This window comes from Paenibacillus cisolokensis, assembly GCF_050481165.1.
GTDB classification, from domain to species: domain Bacteria; phylum Bacillota; class Bacilli; order Paenibacillales; family Paenibacillaceae; genus Paenibacillus_AH; species Paenibacillus_AH cisolokensis.
Genome location: NZ_JBCNFP010000090.1, coordinates 32,564 through 55,656, shown reverse-complemented (window position 1 = coordinate 55,656; position 23,093 = coordinate 32,564). Strand labels below are relative to the sequence as shown.

Genomic DNA, 23,093 nt, shown 5'->3' with positions numbered 1-23,093 from the left:
CCGGCCCCCTCATGCGAGAAGTCCGCCTATCCGGTATTAGCTCACGTTTCCGTCAGTTATCCCGGTCTTGCAGGCAGGTTGCCTACGTGTTACTCACCCGTCCGCCGCTAAGCTTCAGAGAAGCAAGCTTCTCCTCAGCTCCGCTCGACTTGCATGTATTAGGCACGCCGCCAGCGTTCGTCCTGAGCCAGGATCAAACTCTCCATAAAGGTAAAGTTGATTGTGCTCATTGTTGCTTAAAAATTCGTTATCCGAATTGACGTGTTCCATTTGTTCAGTTTTCAAAGAACTTGCTTGCTTATCGTGTCAGGCGTTCCCGCCGTGACAAGATTTAATTATATCAGCGTCTGCCCAACATGTCAACAAGTTTTTTTGTCCGTTTGGACAGAAGCTTGTCGTCCGCCGTCATTTGTGCAGCGGAAAAGCGACATGACTTAATTTATCATATCTCAACATAAAATACAACGTTATTTTTTGGCACGCCGCAGACGTTGCTGATATAGACGTTGCTGATATAGAAGAAGCGTCCCGGCTATACGACGTCATAAGACGATTCGCCGGAACGCTTCAAATTTCGATCATTCGCTATAAGACCCGACGCGCGCCCCAAGACGCGCGCATCCGTTTCTTACGACCGGACGCTGCCGCCCAGCATCCGCCTGAATTCCTCTTCGTCCTCAATGACCGGTATGCCCAACTCTCTGGCTTTGGCCAGCTTGCTGCCGGCCGCTTCTCCCGCGATGACATAATCGGTTTTTTTGGACACGCTGCCTGTCACTTTGGCCCCGCTCGCCTCCAATAGCCGGGTCGCTTCATCGCGCGTCAGCGTCGGCAGCGTCCCGGTCAAGACGACGGTTTTGCCGTTAAACACGCTGTTGCTTTGCACTTCCGGAGCCTGTTCCGCCTCAGCCTTGACGCCCAGCTCGCGCATTCGGGCGATGCTTTGCTTGACAACCGGATCGGCGAAAAAGCCGACGATACTTTCGGCGACAACCGCGCCAATGTCGGGCAATCCGACAAGCTCTTCCGCCGTGGCGTTCATGACCGCATCAAGATCGCCATAATGATCGGCCAGCATTTTCGTCGTCGCTTTGCCGGTATTCGGGATGCCGAGCGCGAACAAGAATGCGGCCAGATCGCGATCTTTCGATTTTTCGATCGCCTCCAGCAAATTCCGCGCCTTCTTGTCGCCGAAACGTTCCAGCTTAATCAGATCGTCATAATCCAGCTCATACAAGTCGGCCGGATCTTTGACGCCGCAATGATCATAAAGCTGCTCCGCCGTCATGACGCTGAACGTTTCGATATCCATCGCGTCGCGCGAAGCGAAATGAACGATGCGGCCGATCGTCTGCGGACGGCATCCGAGCCGGTTGTTGCAAAACAAATGGGCTCCCCGCTGCTCCAGTTCCGTTCCGCAAGCCGGACAATGCGTCGGGTAGACGATTTCCGCCCCCTCCTCATCGTCCGCCTTGCCGAGAATTTCCGGAATGACATCGTTCGAGCGCCGGATAAATACGCGCGTGCCGAGCGCATACTTTAAATTTTTCCGTTCGATATCGCCGATATTGTTCAATGTACAGTTCTGAACCGTAACGCCGGCCAGCTCGACCGGCTCGACCCGGGCCACAGGCGTTATTTTCCCGGTGCGCCCCACTTCCCACGATACGGACTCCAGCACGGTCGTCGATTCTTCCGCTTCAAATTTGTAAGCGATAGCCCAGCGCGGAAATTTGTCCGTATATCCGAGAACTTGTCGGGTGCGCATATCCGTCAGCTTCACAACGGCACCGTCGATCAAATAATCGAACTCCCCGCGCATCGACGCAATGCGATGGAGCTCCTGCCGCACATCCTCGATATTGTCGAAATACGAAATATGAGGATTGACTTTCAAACGGTTTTGCCGCAAAAATTCGATCATTTCCTGATGCGTGTCGAACGAAACGCCTTCGGCGTAGCCTACATTATAGAAGAACGCGCTGAGCTTCCGTTCCGCGGTTACTTTCGGATTCAGGTTGCGGAGCGCGCCGGCGGCCGCGTTGCGCGCGTTCTTGAGCGGCTCCGCGGCCGTACGGTTGTACGCTTCCAGCACCGACAAATACATTAAGCCTTCGCCTTGAATTTCGACCACGCCCTGGGTGAACGGAATCGAAAGCGGAATCGAGCGGATGGTGCGAACCTGGGCCAATATTCCTTCTCCCACCGTACCGTTGCCGCGAGTCGCCGCCTGTACGAGTTTGCCGTTTTCATAGGTAAGGTTGATCGTCAAACCGTCAAACTTCAATTCGACGACATATTCCGGCGCCGGAAGCGGATTATCGGGATTTTTCTCGTTGTAATCCTGAATGCCCCGCAGCACCCGCTGGTTCCAAGCCAGCAAATCTTCGTCGTCCTGCGCTTTGTCAAGACTCCACAGACGGCTGCGGTGGCGGTAAGGCTCGAAGCCCGGCAGCAATTCGCCGCCGACGCGCAAAGTCGGCGAATCCGGCAGCACGACGCCGGTCGCCTCCTCCAGTGACTTCAGCTCGTCATAGAGGGCATCGTATTCTTTGTCGCTAATGACGGGCTGATCCAACGTATAATAATGGTAGTTGTGACGGTCGATCTCGGCCGCCAGTTCGCGCATCCGCTCCAGCTGCTTCGGCTCGCAAACCCGTTCCTTTTCCGGGCGAACGTCCACGGACGATCCCTTCCTTTCATCCATCCGATATCTTTCCATTAATATTTCGAGCCGCTTCAAACCTTCGTAATGGGGGCAAAAACGGCGAGCAGCCGCTTGATGCCTGTAGGCGCCGGGAAGGCGATTTGCAACTCCATGTCATTGCCAGTCCCTTTAACGGAAACGACGACGCCTTCCCCCCATTTGGGATGGGCGACCTTGTCTCCCGCGGCGAACTCGCGGTCCGCCCCGCCCGCCGCCATCGCGGCGTCTGCCGGCGAGCTTACGCGCACGCCCGGGCTTGAGGGACGAGATGACGGCGTTCCGGACGCGCCGGATAATGCGGACCGTCCGCCGAAGGCGTCCCGGAATCCAAGTCCCGTTCGTCCCGTATCGCCGAAGCCGTAACCCGTATAACCCCGACCGGCACCAAAGCCCTTGCGTCCGATACCCGACGAAACGACTTCTTTCAATCCGTCCGGCACTTCCTCCAAAAACCGCGACGGCGCGTTGGCACCTGTACGGCCAAACAGTGTCCGCATGCGGGCGCAGGTCAGATACAGCCGCTCTTCCGCCCGGGTAATGCCGACGTAGGCGAGCCGCCGCTCCTCCTCCAATTCCTCCGGGTCCATCAGCGCCCGGCTGTGCGGAAAGACGCCTTCCTCCATACCGATAATGAACACAATCGGAAACTCGAGCCCTTTGGCGCTGTGCATCGTCATCAGCACGACCGCATCCCCTGGCGCAGCGTCTTCCGCCCTGTCCATCGTATCGATATCGGCAATCAGCGCAAGATCGGTCAGAAACGCTACAAGCGATTTGTCCTCGTTGCGCTTCTCGAAGTCTTGCGTTACCGACAGAAACTCGTCGATATTTTCCAGCCTGGATTTGGATTCCAGCGTGTTTTCGCGCTGCAATTCGACGCGGTATTGCGTCATTTCCAGCATCTGCTCCGTCAGTTCGGTCACCGAGAGATAGTCTGTCATTCGCGCCAGACGATCGATCATGTCGCGGAATTCAAGGAGCGAGGCGCGAGCCCGGCCGCTGATATCCAGACCGTCCAGATCGGACAGCACCTTAAATATGGACACACCGCGGCGCGCCGCTTCTTCTTCCAGTTTGCCCACGGTTGTATCGCCAATCCCCCGCTTGGGCACATTAATGATCCGCGTCAGGCTGATATCGTCGTCCGGGTTGGACACCAGCCGCAAATAAGCGAGCAAATCTTTAATTTCCTTGCGGTCGTAGAACCTGATGCCGCCTACGATTTGATACGGAATATCCGACTTGATCAGAATTTCCTCGATGACCCGCGACTGCGCGTTGGTCCGGTACAGAATCGCATGATCGGAATACCGCTTGCCCTGCTCTTTGTTTTTGCGGATTTCCTCGACGACGAAGTAGCCTTCCTCGTGCTCCGAATCGGCCTGATACACTTGAATCGCGTCGCCGTCGCCGCGATCGGTCCACAGCTTCTTCTCCTTGCGGCTTGTATTCCGCTGGATGACGGCGTTCGCCGCATTCAAAATATTCGCCGTGGAACGATAGTTTTGCTCCAGCATAATCGTCTTCGCTTCGGGATAATCTTCTTCAAAGTTCAAAATGTTCGTAATATCCGCGCCGCGCCACCGGTAAATCGACTGGTCGCTGTCGCCGACGACGCAAATGTTATGATGATTATCCGCCAGCATGCGACAGAGCATATACTGCGCCCGGTTCGTATCCTGATACTCGTCGACGTGAATGTACCGGAATTTTTTCTGGTAAAAATCCAGCACCTCGGGAACGTCCTTGAACAATTGGATCGTCATCATGATCAGGTCGTCGAAATCGAGCGAATTGTTGCTTTTCAACTTTTTCTGATACGCTTCATATACTTTGGCCGCGATATCCTGGTAGTAATCGCCCGCCTTCTGCGCGAACCGCTCGGGGGTCTGCAGCTCGTTTTTCGCCCCGCTGATAACCGCTTGAATCCCTCGAGGCTCGAATTTTTTCGTGTCGATGTTCAACTCTTTCATACAATTGCGGATGACCGACAACTGATCCGTGGAATCCAGAATGGAAAAATTGGACGTATACCCGATCCGGTCAATATCTTTCCGCAATATACGTACGCACATGGAGTGGAACGTCGATACCCAAATATCCTGCCCCGTCGGTCCGACCAGCGCGGCAACCCGCTCCTGCATTTCCCGCGCGGCTTTATTCGTAAACGTAATGGCCAGAATGCTCCAGGGAGCCACGCGGCGCTTCTCGATCAAATAGGCAATCCGATGCGTCAGCACCCGCGTTTTGCCGCTGCCCGCTCCCGCCATAATCAGCAGCGGGCCTTCCGTCGTCTGCACCGCTTCCCGCTGCTGTGGATTCAGCTTCCGAACCGCTTCGTCGATGCTCGTCGCATTCCACATGTCCGTACTCCTTTGTTCGCATTTGTTCGCCTTTCCTCCAGTGTAGACAACGGACTTTGAAGTGTCAATTTCGAGACGGGAAACAGGCCACCACCATCCATTGTCCCTTGCCGACCTGTGTGCTTTTGTGCAAAAAAACAAAGAAGACCGTCATGCCAGATCATGAATACAGAACGATGACGGTACAAGAATACGAGAAAATTATTGAGTTATTTTTATCTGTACGAAACCATTATAAATTTAAACAACTCAATATAATCAAAGAAATCTACAATTCATTATTTGCATATTTTAAATCATCATTATCGGACGATCGTTGCGGCCCGCCAACGGACCGGACGGCTTCGACCGTGGACAAGGCTCTGTTTAAATCTTCATAAATCACATTGCCTACGACGACCGTATGCGCCGAGCGCGCGGCCAATGCCGCCTTCGCCGCGTCATCGATTCCCCCGCCGTAAAACAGCCGCGAGACCGTAACGGTTCGCGTCGCTTTCCCGACAAGATCCATATCGCCGTAACGGCCGCTGTATTCCAAATAGATCACCGGGAGCCGCATCAGCCGATCGGCCAGACGGACGCAGGCCAGGACGTCGGCGGCATCGGTCAGCGGACGGGCGCCGCTCACCTTGGCGGCAGTAGCGTCGGGATTCAATATAATGTAACCCGAGGCCGCCGTCCGTTCCCAAGGGATAAGCTCGCCGTAGTCGCGTATTGCCTGCAGCTGGCGGCCGCACAGCCACTCGACGGTTGCCGCGTTCAGCACCATCGGAATGAAATAGCCGTCGAAGCCGGGGACGGCCGAATCTGCTGACGTCAGCTCCAGTATGCATTCCACATCGTGGCGCCGGATGCGAGCGAGCAGCTCCGCCGTATTGGCGAAGGTGACGCCGCTCGATCCTCCGACGATGATCGCGTCCGTGCCTGACCGGCATATCGCCCGCAGCGCCCCGTCGGATATCGTTTTGTCCGGATCGAGCTTGAAAACATGTCTCCACTTCTCCACCCGCATCGTTCAACCTCCGCCCTATTTCACCAGTTGGCCTCGCGTAACGCCGAGCTGGTTGATCGCCTTCAGGGTGCGCCATACTTGCGTCCCGGTAATGCGGCCGGCGAGCGCCTCCTGATACAGCCCCATCACTTCCAGCACTTTGTCCGCCGATTCCTCCAGAAATTCGACACGGAACGACGATACGCCGAGTTCGACAAAATGCTGCAAATATTCCGCTCCCGATTGCTCGATCGCATTATAGACCGTATTCCGGCATCCTTCGTCAACCCGCACCGGATGACTCATGCCGATTCGGTCTCTTAGCGACGCGCGGTGTGATTCGCACGGACGTCCGCAATTGGTATAATCGGTGCCTTCGCTCAAAAACGTGCAGTATACGCAATGCTCCGTATGATACATCGGCAGATGCTGATGAATGACAATTTCCAGCAGCGAGGTGTCCGCCCGTTCCAGCAGATCGATCATCTGCTGGATGTTCAGATCGTAGGACGGCGTAATCCGCTCAAGGCCAGCCTCGGCGAGCAGCCGGACCGTCTTGTGGTTGGCCGCATTCAGCGAGAAGTCGCCGATCAGCTGCGGGAACGGCTGTCCGCTGCCTGCCCGCTCGGTCCGGGCCTTCGCGTAATAATACAACGCGCCGGTGTTGCGCACGAGCACCGCGTCCGGCTGCAGCCGCAAAATGTTGGCATGGTAGCCGTTCTCCCCCGGCATATGAATCCGCGGCGTCGCCAGCGCGATCGGCTTGCCTGCGCGCCGGGCCGTCTCGATGGCGGCGGGAAATTGCTTGATGAACTCGAAATCGGCATAGATCATCGCCGCATCGGTCCTAACCGCCGCCTCCACCTGCTCCAGGCTGCGGCAGAGCGCCGTCAGCCTGACCTTGCCGCCGGGCGCCCCCGCAGCCGCGCCCGCCCCGTTCGCGCCGGCGCGGCGCTGCCCGCGCGCAGTCCGCGGATCGCGCGCGTCGGCGAACGGATCCGCCTCGCGCTTGATATAGACGGGCGGCTTCTCCCGCTCGCCCGTCAGCTTCTCCGCCGCTTCCCGGCGCATCCGGTTCAGCTCGCGGATCGGCAGCATCGGCCCGTCACGCAAATCGAGCTCGAGCTCTTCTAGCTGAAACAGCGTTCCGCCGAGCCGTCCGAACTGCTCCTTCAAGAGCTCTTCGTCGATCGGCCGCTTCGCGGCCTTCTCCATCTCCAGCTCGGATACGACCTCCACCGTCGTGCCTTTCTGGATATCGGTCCACCATGTGCGGAGCGGCTGCCCCGGTTCACCTTGCGCTTTGACGCGCAGCGGAAAGACGCGGTACGGCTTGTCCGTTTCGAACGTCGCCCGCAGCCGCCGGTCAAGCGCCGGATCGCTCGTCTTCCAGATGCGGTCGCCCGGGCGGACCCGCTGCAGATCGACGTCTCGCCGGCCGGGCACGATTTCCAGCACCATGCCCTCCTGCGCCTCGCCCTCGACGCGCACCCCGTTATGCCGCACATCGTATACGCGGCCGCCCTCCTCTTTCTTCGTCGGGTCGCCCGCATCGAAGACGATGCCGTCGCCGCGCTTGAGCGGCGCTTCGATGCGGCAGACGACAGCGTCGCGCAGCACCCGCTCGACACGGCCGAGATAGACGCCCCGGCTTTTCGGAAACGTTCCGTCGACGAGCTGCTTATTGTTCGTCCCTTTCAGGAAGCCGTGCGTAAAGCCGCGCGAGAAACTCTGCTCGAGCTCGCGGATCTCTTCCTTCGAAGGAGCGGAACGGTCGCCGGCGAAATAACGGTCGATCGCCGCCCGGTATTTGCCGACGACATTGGCGACATACTCCGGACTTTTAAGCCGCCCTTCGATCTTGAACGACGTCACCCCCGCCTCGATCAGCTCCGGCACGATGTCGATGGCCGCCAGATCTTTCGGCGACAACAAATAAGCTACGTCGCCCATCGGCTTCGGTTCGCCGTCGACGATCAGATCGTAAGGCAGCCGGCAAGCCTGGGCGCATTCGCCGCGGTTGGCCGACCGTCCGCCCCACATTTCCGACGTGAGGCATTGTCCGGAATACGAGACGCAAAGCGCCCCGTGGACGAACACTTCCATCGGAAGCTTGGCCTGCTCGCCGATGGTGCGGATATGCTTCAGATTGTTCTCCCGCCCGAGCACGACGCGCTCCAAACCGAACGGCTTCGTAAATTCGACCGCCTCCGGCGACGTAATCGTCATCTGCGTCGAGCCGTGGATCGGAAAATCCGGCGAAATTTCCCGAATCAGCTTCACAAGCCCCAGATCCTGCACAATGACCGCGTCCACACCGGCATCAATGCAGGCGTCGATCAGCGCTTTGGCCGATTCCAGCTCGTCCTCGAACACGAGGATATTGAAGGTCAGGTAGCCTTTGACGCCGTAACGGCGCAGGAACGCCATAATTTCCGGCAGCTCTTCGGTGCGGAAATTGTCGGCGCGCGCCCGCGCGTTAAACCTCTCCACCCCGAAATAGACGGCGTCGGCTCCGTTCGCCACCGCCGCCCGCATACACTCCCAGTCTCCTGCCGGAGCGAGCAACTCGATATCTTGTCTCGTTATATTCAAACCCATTTCAGAAGCATCCTCCAGATCGTAAATGCGCTACGTTCAGTTTACCAGACCGCCGGACAATTCTCCATTGTCCAGTTTATATGCGATCTTGCTCCGATTGGCCGGTTGCTCTTCTTTCGCCCCGACCGCCATGCTATAATAAAGCTGATTGTTCGTTTTTCTAAAAACGTTTGGGAGGTATCGCCAGACTATGAAACTTGGTGTATTTACCGTACTATTCGCGCAGAAGCCGTTCGAAGAAGCGCTGGATTACATCGTGTCCAAAGGTGTGGAAGCCGTCGAGATCGGCACCGGCGGTTATCCGGGCGACGCCCATTGCAAACCGGACGAGCTTCTGGCCGACGCCGGAAAATTGAAAGCGTTCAAACAAGCGGTCGAATCCCGCGGTCTGATCATCAGCGCGCTGAGCTGCCATGCCAACCCGCTGCATCCGCAAAAAGCGATATCGAGCGAACATGACGCCGCGCTGCGCAAAACGATCGAGTTGGCCAACAGGCTGGAAGTGCCTGTCGTCAACACGTTCTCCGGCTGTCCGGGCGACCATGAAGATGCCAAATATCCGAACTGGCCGGTCGCGCCTTGGCCGAACGACTTCCAGGAAATTTTGAAATGGCAGTGGGAGGCGAAAGTCATCCCGTACTGGTCCGACATCGCCAAGCTGGCCGAACAGAACGGCGTCAAAATCGGTCTCGAGCTGCATGGCGGCTTCTCCGTCCACAGTCCGGCCACGCTGCTCCGGCTGCGCGAAGCGACCAGCAGCGCGATCGGCGCCAACCTCGACCCGAGCCATATGTGGTGGCAAGGCATCGATCCGGTGCAAGCGGTGCACATTCTCGGCCGCGAAGGTGCGATTCACCATTTCCACGCCAAAGATACGACGATCGATCCGATCAACGTCAACCGCCACGGCGTAACGGACATGCAATCTTATACCCAAATGCTGGACCGCGCATGGCAATTCCGGACCGTCGGCTTCGGCCACGATCTCAAAACGTGGGCGGACATTATAAGCGCGCTGCGTCTCGTCGGCTACGATTATGTCGTCAGCATCGAGCACGAGGACGGGCTCATGTCGGTCGATGAAGGCTTCACGAAAGCCGTTCAAAATCTCCAGCAAGTGCTCATCAAGGAACCGCTCGGAGAAATGTGGTGGGTATAACGCCGACTCCGGCGTCCCGATAAACGAAGAACGCCCCGCAAGGCCGGCAAGCGGCCGCATGCGGGGCGTTCTTCGTTCAGCCCGGCCGCTTGCTGGTCAAGCGGCACTATCCGTTATGTTATTTTCCTGCCCAAACCTCGAAAATCATAACATAGTCGGTGAAGAGAAATACGGCCAACGCCACAATCGTAAAGGCGATCGCAAACAAATTTTTCTTCGGACGGGCCATGAGAAGGCGGACCAAGCCGATCATGATCAGCACCGTGAAAATCAACATGAAAATGTCAAAACCGTTAAAAACCGATGCGCTTGCGTTTTCTGCAGCGAGAAGCACGGGATGACCCCCTCCTTTTCACAGTTATCCTATATTACACTATGTTACCTTCCGCGTCGAGCCGCCGCAAGAGCGAATGGTCATCCGTAACAAGTTTGTCACGATTTCATTGTTCCTTATAACCTATCCATATCGAAAATATAACAAATTCTTATACCTGAGATGAGCATGATCCGTTGTCGAGCTTTATAAAATATGATACGATCAATTCATATATTCTTACCTGTTTCGTCGGAATTAAACTTCACCCGAAATGACAATCGGCAAGGGGGCAGCATCGATATGGCATATGAAGCGGTCTGGATGAAAGACCCTTCCAAATTGAACAAGTTTGAGTTTGTCAAGCATCAAAAAGACGGTCTCGATGTCATTCGTACTATTATTGAAGAATACGCCAAAAAAGGCTACGAATCGATCGACCCGGACGATATGAACCGGTTCAAATGGGCCGGCGTGTACGAACAGAAGCCGAAAGACGGTCATTTCATGATGCGGATCCGGATCAACTCCGGCATCATGACGAGCGCACAGGCGCGCGCGCTTGCTTCCATCGGACGCGACTACGGGCGCGGCTTGATGGACGTCACCACGCGTCAGGCGATCCAGTTCCATTGGCTGCGCGTGGAGAATTTGCCCGACATTTTCAACCGTCTCGAAGCAGTCGGACTATACAGCTACGAAGCATGCGGCGACTGCCCGCGCACGATCGTCGGCAATCCGCTCGCCGGCATCGACAAGGACGAACTGATGGATACGACGCAGCTGGTGAACGAAGTCAACGATTTTTTCCTGTTGAATCGTGACTTTTCCAATTTGCCCCGCAAATATAAAATGTCCATCTCATCCAGTATTTATAACAACGCGCAAGCCGAAATCAACGACCTGGCTTTCGTGCCTGCGGTCAAAGTGATCGACGGCAAGGAAGTGATCGGCTTCCACGCCCTGGTCGGCGGCGGCTTGTCGGCAAAGCCGCATTTGGCCCAGGAGCTCGACATTTTCATCCGTCCGGAGGAAGTATTGAAGGTCGCGATCGGCGTCACGACGATTTTCCGCGACTACGGCTACCGCGAGAAGCGGCACCATGCCCGCCTCAAGTTCCTCGTAGCCGATTGGGGACCGGAGAAATTCAAGGAAAAGCTTCTGGAGCTTATCGGCGACATGCCTTCCAAAGGCGAAAACAAAATTGTCGGCTGGAAAGCCGCCTACTTCGACGGCGTGCACAAGCAGAAGCAGGAAGGGCTCAACTATATCGGTCTGAACGTTCCGGTCGGCCGCACGAATACCGACGAGTTCGAGCAGTTGGCCGATATTGCCGACAAATATGGCGACGGATTGATCCGTACGACGGTGTCGCAAAACATTATTTTGGCCGGCATTCCCGACGACAAGGTCGATGAAGTGCTGAAGCAGCCTGTGCTGCAGCGGCTGTCGCCGTTTCCGAAACATTTTATGAGCCGGACCGTTTCCTGCACGGGCAACGAATTTTGCAATCTGGCCGTCGTCGAGACCAAAGAGCGTGCGCGCCGCGTCGCCGAATATCTCGATGAGCATGTCGAGCTCGACGAGAAAATTCGCATTCATATGGTCGGCTGCCCGAACGCTTGCGGCCAGAAGCATATTGCCGATATCGGCCTTCAAGGTGCGCTCGTCAAGACGCCGGAAGGAATGGTCGACGCTTTCGATATCGCCGTCGGCGGCACGCTCGGTCCGAATGCCAAGTTTAATACGCCGCTCAAGGGCCGCGTCAAAGGCGACGACCTGCCGGAAGTGCTCGCGAAGCTGATCCTGTTTTACAAGGAAGGCCGCAAAAACGGCGAATCGTTCCACGATTACGTCCAGCGGGTCGGCGTACAGGCGTTCCAGGAGAAGCTCACGGAAATTTTGGCCGCGTCCTGATCGCGCGAAAAGAGGAGGGGAACCGGAAATCCCCCTCCTCTTTTTTTGGTTTCAGGTACGAAATTGGCCAGATCGCGCTCGAAACGGGGCGGTTCTCAAATTCGACCGCCCGGCATTCTCCGTTCGACCGTCAGAAATCGAAATGGCGGCCAATCATTACAGAGTTAAAATGATTCGACGGGCGTGTGTGTTTATTTCCCCGAGATGGTAAACTGATGACGGGAGAGATACCATAGTCGGGAGGAAATCGGGCATTGGATCAGGAAACGATACTGGAACAAGCAAGAGATTACGCGAAAAGCGAACTGGAACGCGACCACAGCGGCCACGACTGGTGGCATGTCGTACGGGTGGCGCGAACGGCCCGCATGCTCGCCGAGGCGGAACACGCCGACGTATATATTTGCGAGCTGGCGGCGCTGCTCCATGACGTCGCCGACGTCAAGCTGGCAGGAAGCAAGGAAGCCGGGTTGCGCAAAATCGGGGACTGGATGCGGCAAGCGGGCGTGGAAGAGGACCACCGTGCCCATGTGATTGAAATTGCGTCAACGATGTCCTTCGGAGGCGGCCATGGTCAGCCGATGCGCACGCTGGAGGGACAGGTCGTACAGGATGCCGATCGGCTCGATGCTATCGGCGCAATCGGCATCGCGCGCGCCTTCGCCTATGCAGGCAACAAAGGGCAGCCGATTTACGATCCGGCGCTCCGTCCCCGGGCTTCGATGACGGAAACGGAATACCGGAACGGACCGAGCACGGCGATTAATCATTTTAATGAAAAGCTGCTCCGGCTGAAGGAGCGGTTGAATACGGAAACGGCCCGTTTGCTTGCAGAGGAAAGACACCGGTTCCTCGAATACTTTCTGCGCGAGTTCGACCGCGAATGGGCGGCCGGCAATGCGGATTACCTGAAAGAAACGCTGTTTCCGGCCGAATATGCCGGACGCATCCATATCGCCTTCGGCGATTCGGCGGGAGGGTCGCTGCGAATAGCGCTGCGGGGAATGCCGGGAGAGAAGGCGGTCACGCTGAACGACGATCTGATGGTCGGGCCGTTGCATAACGAAGACGAGCCGGAGGGCTTGGCCAAACGGCTCTCCTGGTGGCGGACATGCACGAGCGAGGAAGGGCGCAGAGAGACGATGGAGTATGCGCTGCGGGCGGCGCTGGACTGGAAGCAGTGGCCGAAGCGCCTGCGCGCCCGTCATGTCGTCGTCTGGGCCGGAGAGTCGGCCTCCGAGCAGATCGGGCTGCGCCGCCTGGCTGCCGCGCTCGCGGACGATACGGAGATATCCGTTATCGATACGACGGCGCTGGCCAACAAGCGGTACAAGAAGACGGCATTCGAGAACGAAGATGCGATCTACCGCAGCACTGGCGAGCTGGGACCGGACAAGCTCGCCCTGTTGCTCCCGGAAGCGCGGCTGCTGACGCCCCGTGAACGGGAGGCTTATGCCGACGAATGGCGGCAGCTAGTCGCCGATGGCGGCATTTTGCGGGTGATGGACAAGGGACGGCCGCTAAGCGTTGACGGGAGCTATTTCGATGCCGATATTATGGAAGCTGTTAGCAATTTGACGGGGGCAGAGGGGCGACTGGTCAAATGTGCGAGGATTGTCGGCGAAGTAATCGGTTCCGCGAACCAGTACGTCGGCGACAGCTACATCGAATACCGTGTACGGGAACTTATCAAGGAAGGCAAACTTGTCTATACCGGCAGCCTGAATGCGATGCGCTACTACAGCGTCGGTTTGGGGGAATAACGACCTAACGGCCTAACGACCGAACGAAAAAAACATCCCATTCCGCCAAGTAGGCGGTTTGGGATGTTTTTCGTACTGCCTATTTCGCCGCTCCGGCCGCGACTCCTTCTTCGGCCTTGAGCCGTTCGACGGTTCGTTTCCGGTCCCGTTCCAAAATCGGAGCCAGATACCGGCCGGTATACGACTGATCGGACTTGATCACCTCTTCCGGCGTGCCGGTGGCGACGATCGTCCCGCCGCCGCTGCCGCCTTCCGGACCGAGATCGATAATATAGTCGGCCGTCTTGATCACATCGAGATTATGCTCGATGACCAGAACCGATTCGCCGGAATCGACGAGACGGTGGAGCACCTTCAGCAAACGGTCGATATCGTCGACATGCAGCCCGGTTGTCGGCTCGTCCAAAATGTACACCGTCTTGCCGGTGCTGCGGCGGTACAGCTCGGCCGCCAGCTTCACCCGCTGCGCCTCGCCCCCGGACAGCGTCGTCGCCGGCTGGCCGAGATTCATGTAGCCGAGACCGACGTCAAGCAGCGTCTGCAGCTTGCGGTGGATGCGCGGAATGTTCCGGAAAAATTCGCAAGCGTCCTCTATCGTCATCGCCAGTACGTCGGCAATGCTTTTGCCTTTATATTTGACCTCCAGCGTTTCGCGGTTGTACCGTTTGCCTTTGCAAACTTCGCAAGGGACGTACACGTCGGGCAGGAAATGCATCTCGATCTTGATGATGCCGTCGCCGCGGCACGCTTCGCAGCGTCCGCCCTTGACATTGAAGCTGAACCGTCCCTTCTTGTACCCCCGCACCTTTGCCTCGTTCGTCGCGGCGAAGACGTCCCGGATATCATCGAATACACCGGTATACGTCGCCGGATTGGAACGCGGCGTGCGGCCGATCGGCGACTGATCGATATCGATGACTTTCTCGATATGCTCCAGTCCGCGCATCTCCTTATGCGCGCCGGGACGCACTTTCGCCTTGTTCAAATCGCGGGCAAGCGTCTTGTAGACGATCTCGTTGACGAGCGTCGATTTGCCGGAGCCGGATACGCCGGTCACGACCGTGAAGACGCCGAGCGGAATTTTGACATTCAAATTTTTCAGGTTGTTCTCTTTCGCTCCCCGCACTTCCAGCCATTTGTCGCCGATCGGCCGCCGTTCCAGCGGGACGGCTATAAACCGGCGTCCGCTCAAATATTGTCCGGTCAACGAATGCTCATGAGCCATAACTTCGGCAGGGGTGCCTTGTGCGACGACCTGACCGCCATGTATGCCCGCGCCGGGACCGATATCGATAATGTAATCGGCGGCCAGCATCGTATCTTCGTCATGCTCGACGACGATCAGCGTATTGCCCAGATCGCGCATATGTTCCAGCGTCGCAATAAGCCGGTCGTTGTCCCGCTGATGAAGGCCGATGCTCGGTTCGTCGAGAATATACAGCACGCCCATCAGGCTCGAGCCGATTTGCGTTGCCAGCCGGATCCGCTGCGCCTCCCCGCCTGACAACGTTCCCGCCGCTCTGCTCAAAGTCAAATATTCCAGTCCGACATTGACCAGGAAACCGAGCCGGCTGTTGATTTCTTTCAGAATGAGATGAGCGATTTGCCGTTCTTTGTCGTTCAGCTTGAGTTCCTGGAAAAACCGCTGCGCTTCCCCGATCGAAAGCGACGTCACATAGGCGATATTGTGTCCGCCGACCGTCACCGCCAGCGTTTCCTTGCGGAGCCGGTGCCCTTTGCAGCCGGAGCACGGCTTGGCGCTCATGTACGATTCGATATGCTCGCGCATCGCGTCCGAAGCGGTCTCGCGGTAGCGGCGCTCCAGATTGTTGACGATGCCCTCGAACGGAACGTAAGCTTCCTTCTGATGGCCGAAATCGTTCTCGTAACGGAACCGGACACGCTCGCCGCCGGTGCCGTACAGCAGTTTCTTCATCATATCCGGAGGCAGCTCGCGGACGGGCACGTCTTTCGGGATGCCGTAATGCGTGCATACGGCATCGAGAAATTGCGGGTAGTAATTGGACGTGCTGCCCGCCCATGCCTCGAACGCCCCCTGCTCGATCGATTTGTCGGGGTCCGGGACAAGCAGATCGGTGTCGACGATCATTTTGGCACCAAGACCGTCGCACTCGGGACAAGCGCCGTACGGGCTGTTGAACGAGAACATCCGCGGCGACAGCTCTTCGATGCTGAAGCCGCATTCGGGGCATGCAAGGTTTGAGCTGAACAGCAGCTCTTCCTGGCCCATCACATCGACAATGACGCGGCCGCCCGCCAGTTGGAGCGCCGTTTCCAGCGAATCGGCCAGACGCGTCGCGATATCCGGCTTGATGACGATACGGTCGACAACGACTTCGATGTTGTGCTTCTTGTTTTTCTCCAGCTCGATTTTCTCGCTCAGTTCCCGCAGTTCGCCGTTCACCCTTACCCGGACGAAGCCTTGCTTCTGAATGTCGGCAAACAGCTTGACATGCTCGCCCTTGCGGCCGGATACGAGCGGGGCCAAAATTTGCAGCCGGGTCCGCTCCGGATATTCCATGATCCGGTCCACCATCTGCTCGACGGTTTGCGACGTAATCTCAATGCCATGCTCCGGGCAATGGGGCTTCCCGATCCGGGCGAACAGCAGCCGCAAATAGTCGTATATTTCGGTTACCGTTCCGACCGTGGAGCGGGGATTGCGGCTTGTCGTCTTCTGATCGATCGATATGGCCGGAGAGAGTCCTTCGATCGAGTCGACGTCCGGCTTCTCCATCTGTCCGAGAAATTGCCGGGCATAGGCGGACAGCGACTCCACATACCGCCGCTGCCCTTCCGCATATATGGTGTCGAACGCAAGCGACGATTTGCCCGAACCGCTGAGGCCCGTCAGGACGACGAATTTATCGCGCGGGATGGTGACATCGATATTTTTCAGATTGTGGGCGCGTGCGCCCTTGATCACGATACGGTCATTGGCCAAGACGGTTTCTCCCTCCATTGTGCCGGAACGCGTTGCCGTTCCGGCGCTCCTTCTCGATCGGAACACGGGCTTGACCTACCGTCGCTGCCGATCGAGATGCTTATTTACCACTATTGACGATTGTTCCCGATTCTAGTCGCGCCCCTCCGGCTATTGGCCTGTCGCGCCGAGCGGGCGGGCGCCGGTCTGGCGCTTAGTCCAGCTCCGCCCGCAGTTCCAGCAGCGCGTCGCGAAGCTCGGCGGCCCGTTCGAACTGCAGCGATTTGGCCGCCTCCTTCATTTCCGCCTCCAGCCGCTGAATGAGCGACAGCTTCTCCTTCTTCGACATCTTCGAAACGCCGGATTCCGTCAAGTAATCGGATTTCTGCTCCGCAACCCGCGTCGCTTCGATGACGTCATGCACTTTTTTGCGGATCGTCTGCGGCGTAATGCCATGCTTCTCGTTGTAAGCGAGCTGGATCGAGCGCCGGCGCTCCGTCTCCTTGATCGCCTTGTCCATGGAGTCGGTGATCCTGTCGGCATACATGATGACCCGGCCTTCCGCATTTCGCGCAGCCCGGCCGATCGTTTGAATAAGCGAACGCTCGGCGCGCAAAAATCCTTCCTTGTCGGCGTCCAGTATGGCGACAAGCGACACTTCCGGCAAGTCGAGTCCTTCCCGCAGCAGGTTGATGCCGACCAGCACATGGAACGTTCCGAGCCGCAAATCCCGCAAAATCGCCATCCGCTCCAGCGTCTTGATGTCGGAATGTAAATAACGGACCTTGATGCCGACTTCCTTCAAATAATCGGTCAAGTCCTCGGCCATCTTCTTCGTCAGCGTCGTCACGAGAACCCGCTCGTCCTTGGCGATCCGGTCGCGGATTTCGCCGAGCAAATCGTCGATCTGTCCTTTGGTCGGACGAACTTCGATCACCGGGTCGACAAGGCCGGTAGGCCGTATAATTTGCTCGACCATCGTGGGGCAATGCTCCAGCTCGTAGGGACCCGGCGTAGCCGAAACATAGATGATCTGGGTAATCTTCTGCTCGAATTCCTCGAACCGGAGGGGGCGGTTGTCAAGCGCGGACGGCAGGCGGAAGCCGTGCTCGACGAGCACCTCTTTCCGCGCGCGGTCGCCGTTGTACATCGCCCGGATTTGCGGCAGCGTCACATGGGACTCGTCAATGACGAACAGCATGTCGTCCGGGAAGTAATCGAGCAGCGTGTAGGGAGTGGCGCCCCTTTCCCGGAACGTCAGCGGTCCCGAGTAGTTCTCGATCCCGGAGCAGAATCCCATCTCCTGCATCATTTCGATGTCGTACCGCGTCCGCTGCTCCAGACGCTGCGCCTCCAGCAGCTTGCCCTGCCCCCGGAGTTCCGCCAGACGTTCTTCCAGTTCCCGCTCGATATTGATCAGCGCCTTTTTCATCGTATCCTCGTGAGTGACGAAGTGGGATGCCGGGAAGATGGCGACATGATCGCGCTCGCCGATGATTTCGCCAGTCAGCACGTCGATTTCGGTAATCCGTTCGATTTCGTCGCCGAACAGCTCCACGCGAATAGCCCGTTCGTTGTTCGCAACGGGAAAAATTTCGATTATATCTCCACGCACCCGAAACGTGCCGCGCACGAAATTGATGTCGTTGCGCTGATATTGGATATCGACCAGCTTGTGCAGAATGGCGTCGCGCGGCTTCTCCATTCCGGTTCGCAGCGACAGGACGAGGTTCTTGTATTCCATCGGCGAACCGAGACCGTAGATGCACGATACGCTCGCCACGATAATGACGTCTCGCCGCTCGAACAGCGCACTCGTCGCCGAGTGTCGAAGCTTGTCGATCTCGTCGTTAATGCTCGAATCCTTCTCGATGTACGTGTCGGATGAAGGAATGTAAGCCTCCGGTTGATAATAGTCGTAATAGCTGACGAAATATTCAACCGCATTGTTCGGAAAAAACGCCTTGAATTCGCTGCACAGTTGGGCCGCCAGCGTCTTGTTGTGCGCAATGACGAGCGTCGGCCGGTTCAGCCGGGCGATCGTATTGGCGATCGTATACGTCTTGCCGGTTCCGGTCGCGCCGAGCAGCGTTTGGTGCTTCACGCCGTTTCGGACGCCCTCGACCAATTTGCGTATCGCTTCCGGCTGGTCGCCCTGCGGCTCGTAATCCGACACCAGCTCGAACTTCCTGGACATGAGCGTTACGTCGTTCACCGTTCTTCACCCCATCTTTCCGTATTTGCCGCAATATCATATCTAAAAGCTATGCTGCGTTAGATCGAGATTCCGTTCCAGTTGACGGAAAACCGTCCAAAATAAGAATATGTGTTCCTATTATACAGATAAACGTTCCTGCGTGCAATCGGTGGATGCTGGGTGAAACGGCGAAGCTGCCGCTTTCGCCAAGCGGCAGCTTCGTGCTTTCCTTTATTCCACAGCCTTAAGACGGTATATCTTGCTGCCGAAATCGCTGCGGAACAACGGCTTCGGCAATCCGGCGAACATCAGTTCATCGCCGCCATAAATTTGGTCCGTATCGACCAGCCGGTAGTTCCGGTCCGGGTCCAATCCTTTCAGCCTGAAACGTCCGAGCGGCGGATGCGCCTCATTCAATACGGTGACGAATACGACAAAAGCTTCGCGTTTGTCCTTCGATACCATCATCCATGCCGCATCGTTGCCTTCGAACGGGCTGAGCAGCCGGTAGAAATCGCCGAACTGGACGAGGTGCCGGATTTCCTTGTACAGCGCCACCTGGCGCGCCACCTCGATTTTCTCCTCTTCCGTAAACCGCGTCAGGTCCAGCTCGTAGCCGAAGTTGCCCGACATCGCCACATTTCCCCGGGTCGCAAGCGGCGTTACGCGCCCCACCTGATGGTTCGGCACCGCCGAAACATGCGCGCCCATCGAGCTGACCGGATAGACGATGCTCGTCCCGTACTGGATGCGCAGCCGCGCGATCGCGTCTGTATTGTCGCTTGTCCACGTCTGCGGCATATAGTACAGCATGCCCGGATCGAAACGGCCGCCGCCGCCGGAGCAGCTTTCGAACAGGATATGCGGGAACGCCGACGTAATCCGCTCCAGCACCTCATACAAACCGAGCATGTAGCGGTGCGCCGTCTCCCGCTGACGGTGCGGCGGTAGCAGGGCGGAGCCGATCTCCGTCATGTTCCGGTTCATATCCCATTTGACATACGTGATCGGCGCGCTCTCCAGAATGCCCCCGATCGTTTGAACCAGATAGTCCCGCACATCCTGACGGCTCAAATCCAGCACAAGCTGATTCCGGCCGGTTGTGCGATGCCGTCCCTCGACATGAAGACACCAATCCGGATGGGCCCTGTACAGCTCGCTTTCCGGCGAAATCATTTCCGGCTCGAACCAGAGGCCGAACTGCATGCCCAGCTCCTTTACCCGCCGGACAAGATCCTCGAGGCCGAGCGGCAGCTTCTTTCGGTCTACGAACCAGTCGCCGAGCGAAGTCGTATCGTCGTCGCGCTTGCCGAACCATCCGTCGTCGAGCACGAACAGCTCGATGCCGAGTTCCTTGCCCTGCCGGGCGATCGCTTCGATTTTGTCGGCGTCGAAATCGAAGTATGTCGCTTCCCAATTGTTCACGAGTATCGGACGCGCTTCGTCGCGGAACCGCCCTCTGCACAGGCGCGACCGGTACAAGTCGTGATAGATGCGCGACATGCCGCCGAGCCCTTCGGCGGAGTAAACGAGAACCGCTTCCGGCGTCTGGAAGCTCTCACCCGCATCCAAATGCCAGGAAAAATCGAACGGATTGATTCCCATGAACATGCGGGCCGTCCGGAACTGGTCGACTTCCACGCCGGCCAGAAAATTGCCGCTATATACGAAGCTGGCGCCGTACACGTCACCGTAATCCTCTGTCGCGCCTTCCGCGAGCAAGGCGATAAACGGATTTTGCATATGGCTGCTGGAGCCCCGTCTGCTCTCGATCGCCTGCAAACCGGGACGGAGACGGCTGCGGAACAAATCCCGCTCCCGCGCCCAGGAGCCGGACAGCTGCAGCAAATCGAACCGGTCGTGCGCAAAGTCGAGGCTCATGCTGAGCGCGCGGAGCAGCTTCAGCGGTTCGGTGCCGCCGTTCGTCAAGCGTACGGAGCGGGTGATGGCGTCCAGCTCTTCAAACACGCTGTAGCTGAGATCGACGGTCAGACCGGTTCGTTCGTCCCGCAGCGTCAACACCAGTGTCTGCACGGCATCGCCATCCTCCGCATAGGTGGCGGGCAGACCGGGGAGCTCGGGCTTTCCGTCGATGATGCGGTGCGTAACATAGCGCAAATCCGAGACGGTAGAGCCGTCCGGCAATTGAACCTGGAACGCGGGCATACGGAAGTCCGAGTTGCCGTACCCCGGATATTCGTGCGGCAGCGTATCGAACGACAACCGCCGATCGGCCGGATCGGGAGTCGGGCTGAACGACGCCCGTTCCTTCAGCTCGAGCAGCGCATCCAGATTGCGGCCGCGTACGCGCCTTCCCCAATACAAATGTGACGGATATTTCGAATGAACCAATAGAAATGCGTAGCTGGTGCGGCAGGTTTGCAAATGAAACAGCTGCTTGTCCATATCGTAAAAAATCGGCATCGCGTTCAATCGACCTCCTGCTTCAATGTTGCGGTAAAGCCGCATTCATTGTGACATATTCGTCTCGGAAATGGTATGGACACTTTTATGCAGGATATGGACAAATGTAGTCAAGGTTCGGCTCCATACCGGAGGGGAGAAGTTCATTCGTTAGCAAAAGGCAGAGGACCTCGTTCGTGCAAGGTCCCCTTGGAGAAACTTGGAGAAATTTGGATTCAAGGATGAATGAGCCCGTCCGCCGACAGTCTGCCACCCCCACAGCAGCAGCGGTTACGGCAGCGGCGGCGCGGCCGTCTCCCGCCGTTTCGCATCCCGGCGGCGGCGCAGCAGGCCGAGCGCGGAGACGGCTCCCGGCTCCACATAATAGCCGGCCTGGTCGTCCGGAGCCAAGATGACGCCCAATTGATGATGGTCGCCGGCATAGCGGGCGCGCTGCACAAACTTTTGCTGGCCGTCGCGGTTCAGCACTTCCAGCTTCGCGTAAGCCGATTGCAAATGGAGCGCCCGGTACAGATCGTCGCGCGTCCTGACGCTCATGCCGTTCACCTTCAGCAGCACTTCGCCCGACATCAGGCCCATCGCTTCCGCCGGCGTCCCCGGAACGACACCCAGTATGCGAAGACCTTCCGGCGGATGGACATACAGCGGCGCGGCCGTCGACTCCTCCAGCCGCCCGGCCCAAATGAGCGCTTCATGGAGCAAAAGCGCAAACAGCGCCGCAATCGGGACAAGCGGCGCCCATGCGATAGCGGCGGCTGCGACGGCTCCGAGCCCGATGCTGTATAGCAGCAGTCCCCTATAGATCCGTCCGGCTTTACGTTCCGGCAGCATGGTGCGGGTCAACTCGCTGAAACCGACCAAAGTCGGCAGCGCCAGCAGCGTCCAGCCGTACCCGCCGCCATCGCCGGCGAGCGGCATCCACGGCAGCTCTGCACCGGGTATGCCGGAGGCTGCCGGCACGAGCAGAAACAGCGGCACCGGCCAATAGCCCTGCAAAGCGTAAGCGCCTACCAGCTTACCCCGCTTCCCCAGCAGAAACAGCGGGGTCGACAGCCGGTCCCCCTGTACGCGCACCAACAGCGCTTCGGCCAAATGAAGCAGCGCCACGAGGAGCAGCAGGCCGGCGATATCCAATTGCGCCAATGAATCCGCCATCCGTCCGATCCAGCCGCCGCTGTCCGGCAGACCGAGCGCGACGACAGCAGGCTGCAGCAAGCCGAGCGCGCCGGCCGCATAGGCGAAGCACAGAAACCGCACGCGCAGCAGGGCGAGCAGCACCGATATTCCCCACAGCCACAGTACCGCATCGGGCGTAAGCCTGAAGCCGACAAATATGCCGACAACGGACAGGACCAGACCGATGATCCACCCCGCCGCAACGGCGCGAACGAGCTGACCTTGCCAATGAAGCAGCTTGACGCCAAACAACTGTCGCTCCTGGCGAATTTGCCGCAAATATTGCATGACAATCAATAATATCGCGATATAGTAAAAGGGTTGGAACAAGATGCCCAGCAACGCATCCCGGACGATTCGCAACCAATCCGTCTCCAATGAAGTCCCCCCTGTTCTTGAAATTGAGCCGCCTTCGCAGCCGCAAACACCGGAAGCGTCGCTTCTGACGGCACGCGATTTGAAAAAGGCTGACCCTGACAACCAGAGCCAGCCTTAACCCCTTTCGACGTCACAACATGTAAATCCTGCCTGATAAGGT

General features: G+C 57.7%; 12 protein-coding genes and 1 rRNA gene. 3 read left to right on the top strand and 10 right to left on the bottom strand.

Annotation, left to right across the window (positions count from 1 at the left end; translation table 11 throughout):
* The 5 genes from ABEV74_RS14960 to ABEV74_RS14940 all read right to left on the bottom strand — a co-directional run.
* A 16S ribosomal RNA gene (locus tag ABEV74_RS14960) occupies nucleotides 1–209 on the bottom strand; the annotation flags it as partial.
* Between the two features lie 419 nt (nucleotides 210–628).
* Nucleotides 629–2,629, bottom strand: a complete 2,001-nt coding sequence (gene ligA, locus ABEV74_RS14955; RefSeq protein WP_430147058.1) for an NAD-dependent DNA ligase LigA — start codon at nucleotides 2,627–2,629, stop codon at nucleotides 629–631.
* Nucleotides 2,630–2,739: 110 nt separating this feature from the next.
* Complete coding sequence (gene pcrA / locus ABEV74_RS14950) at nucleotides 2,740–5,070, bottom strand: DNA helicase PcrA (RefSeq protein WP_430147051.1); 2,331 nt, start codon at nucleotides 5,068–5,070, stop codon at nucleotides 2,740–2,742.
* Between the two features lie 268 nt (nucleotides 5,071–5,338).
* Nucleotides 5,339–6,082, bottom strand: a complete 744-nt coding sequence (gene pcrB, locus ABEV74_RS14945; protein ID WP_430147049.1) for a heptaprenylglyceryl phosphate synthase — start codon at nucleotides 6,080–6,082, stop codon at nucleotides 5,339–5,341.
* Nucleotides 6,083–6,097: 15 nt separating this feature from the next.
* Nucleotides 6,098–8,662 (bottom strand): U32 family peptidase, encoded by a 2,565-nt coding sequence (locus tag ABEV74_RS14940; protein ID WP_430147047.1) that lies wholly within the window; start codon nucleotides 8,660–8,662, stop codon nucleotides 6,098–6,100.
* A 190-nt stretch (nucleotides 8,663–8,852) separates the two neighbouring features.
* Here ABEV74_RS14940 and ABEV74_RS14935 point away from each other — a divergent pair, with 190 nt between their 5' ends.
* Entirely contained in the window at nucleotides 8,853–9,821 is a 969-nt protein-coding gene (locus ABEV74_RS14935) for a sugar phosphate isomerase/epimerase family protein (protein ID WP_062490425.1), read from the top strand.
* Nucleotides 9,822–9,939: 118 nt separating this feature from the next.
* Here ABEV74_RS14935 and ABEV74_RS14930 read toward each other — a convergent pair whose 3' ends face one another.
* Nucleotides 9,940–10,155, bottom strand: coding sequence for a hypothetical protein (locus ABEV74_RS14930; protein ID WP_062490423.1), 216 nt, complete (start codon nucleotides 10,153–10,155; stop codon nucleotides 9,940–9,942).
* 282 nt (nucleotides 10,156–10,437) lie between these two features.
* On the opposite strand from ABEV74_RS14930, the gene ABEV74_RS14925 reads away from it, so the two are divergent.
* Together ABEV74_RS14925 and ABEV74_RS14920 are read left to right on the top strand one after the other, a co-directional pair.
* Nucleotides 10,438–12,051 carry a nitrite/sulfite reductase gene (locus ABEV74_RS14925; protein ID WP_062490421.1) on the top strand — a complete coding sequence of 538 codons (1,614 nt, stop codon included), beginning with the start codon at nucleotides 10,438–10,440 and terminating at the stop codon, nucleotides 12,049–12,051.
* Between the two features lie 254 nt (nucleotides 12,052–12,305).
* Nucleotides 12,306–13,814 (top strand): DUF3658 domain-containing protein, encoded by a 1,509-nt coding sequence (locus tag ABEV74_RS14920; protein ID WP_430147043.1) that lies wholly within the window; start codon nucleotides 12,306–12,308, stop codon nucleotides 13,812–13,814.
* Nucleotides 13,815–13,893: 79 nt separating this feature from the next.
* Here ABEV74_RS14920 and uvrA read toward each other — a convergent pair whose 3' ends face one another.
* The 4 genes from uvrA to ABEV74_RS14900 form a co-directional block, all read right to left on the bottom strand.
* Nucleotides 13,894–16,779 carry an excinuclease ABC subunit UvrA gene (gene uvrA, locus ABEV74_RS14915; RefSeq protein ID WP_430147040.1) on the bottom strand — a complete coding sequence of 962 codons (2,886 nt, stop codon included), beginning with the start codon at nucleotides 16,777–16,779 and terminating at the stop codon, nucleotides 13,894–13,896.
* 193 nt (nucleotides 16,780–16,972) lie between these two features.
* A complete protein-coding gene (gene uvrB / locus ABEV74_RS14910) occupies nucleotides 16,973–18,955 on the bottom strand; it encodes an excinuclease ABC subunit UvrB (RefSeq protein ID WP_145977314.1) in 1,983 nt (660 codons plus the stop codon).
* 231 nt (nucleotides 18,956–19,186) lie between these two features.
* Entirely contained in the window at nucleotides 19,187–21,379 is a 2,193-nt protein-coding gene (locus tag ABEV74_RS14905) for an alpha-galactosidase (protein WP_430147037.1), read from the bottom strand.
* A gap of 270 nt (nucleotides 21,380–21,649) precedes the next feature.
* Complete coding sequence (locus tag ABEV74_RS14900; RefSeq protein ID WP_430147034.1) at nucleotides 21,650–22,933, bottom strand: PDZ domain-containing protein; 1,284 nt, start codon at nucleotides 22,931–22,933, stop codon at nucleotides 21,650–21,652.
* Nucleotides 22,934–23,093: the final 160 nt, after the last annotated feature.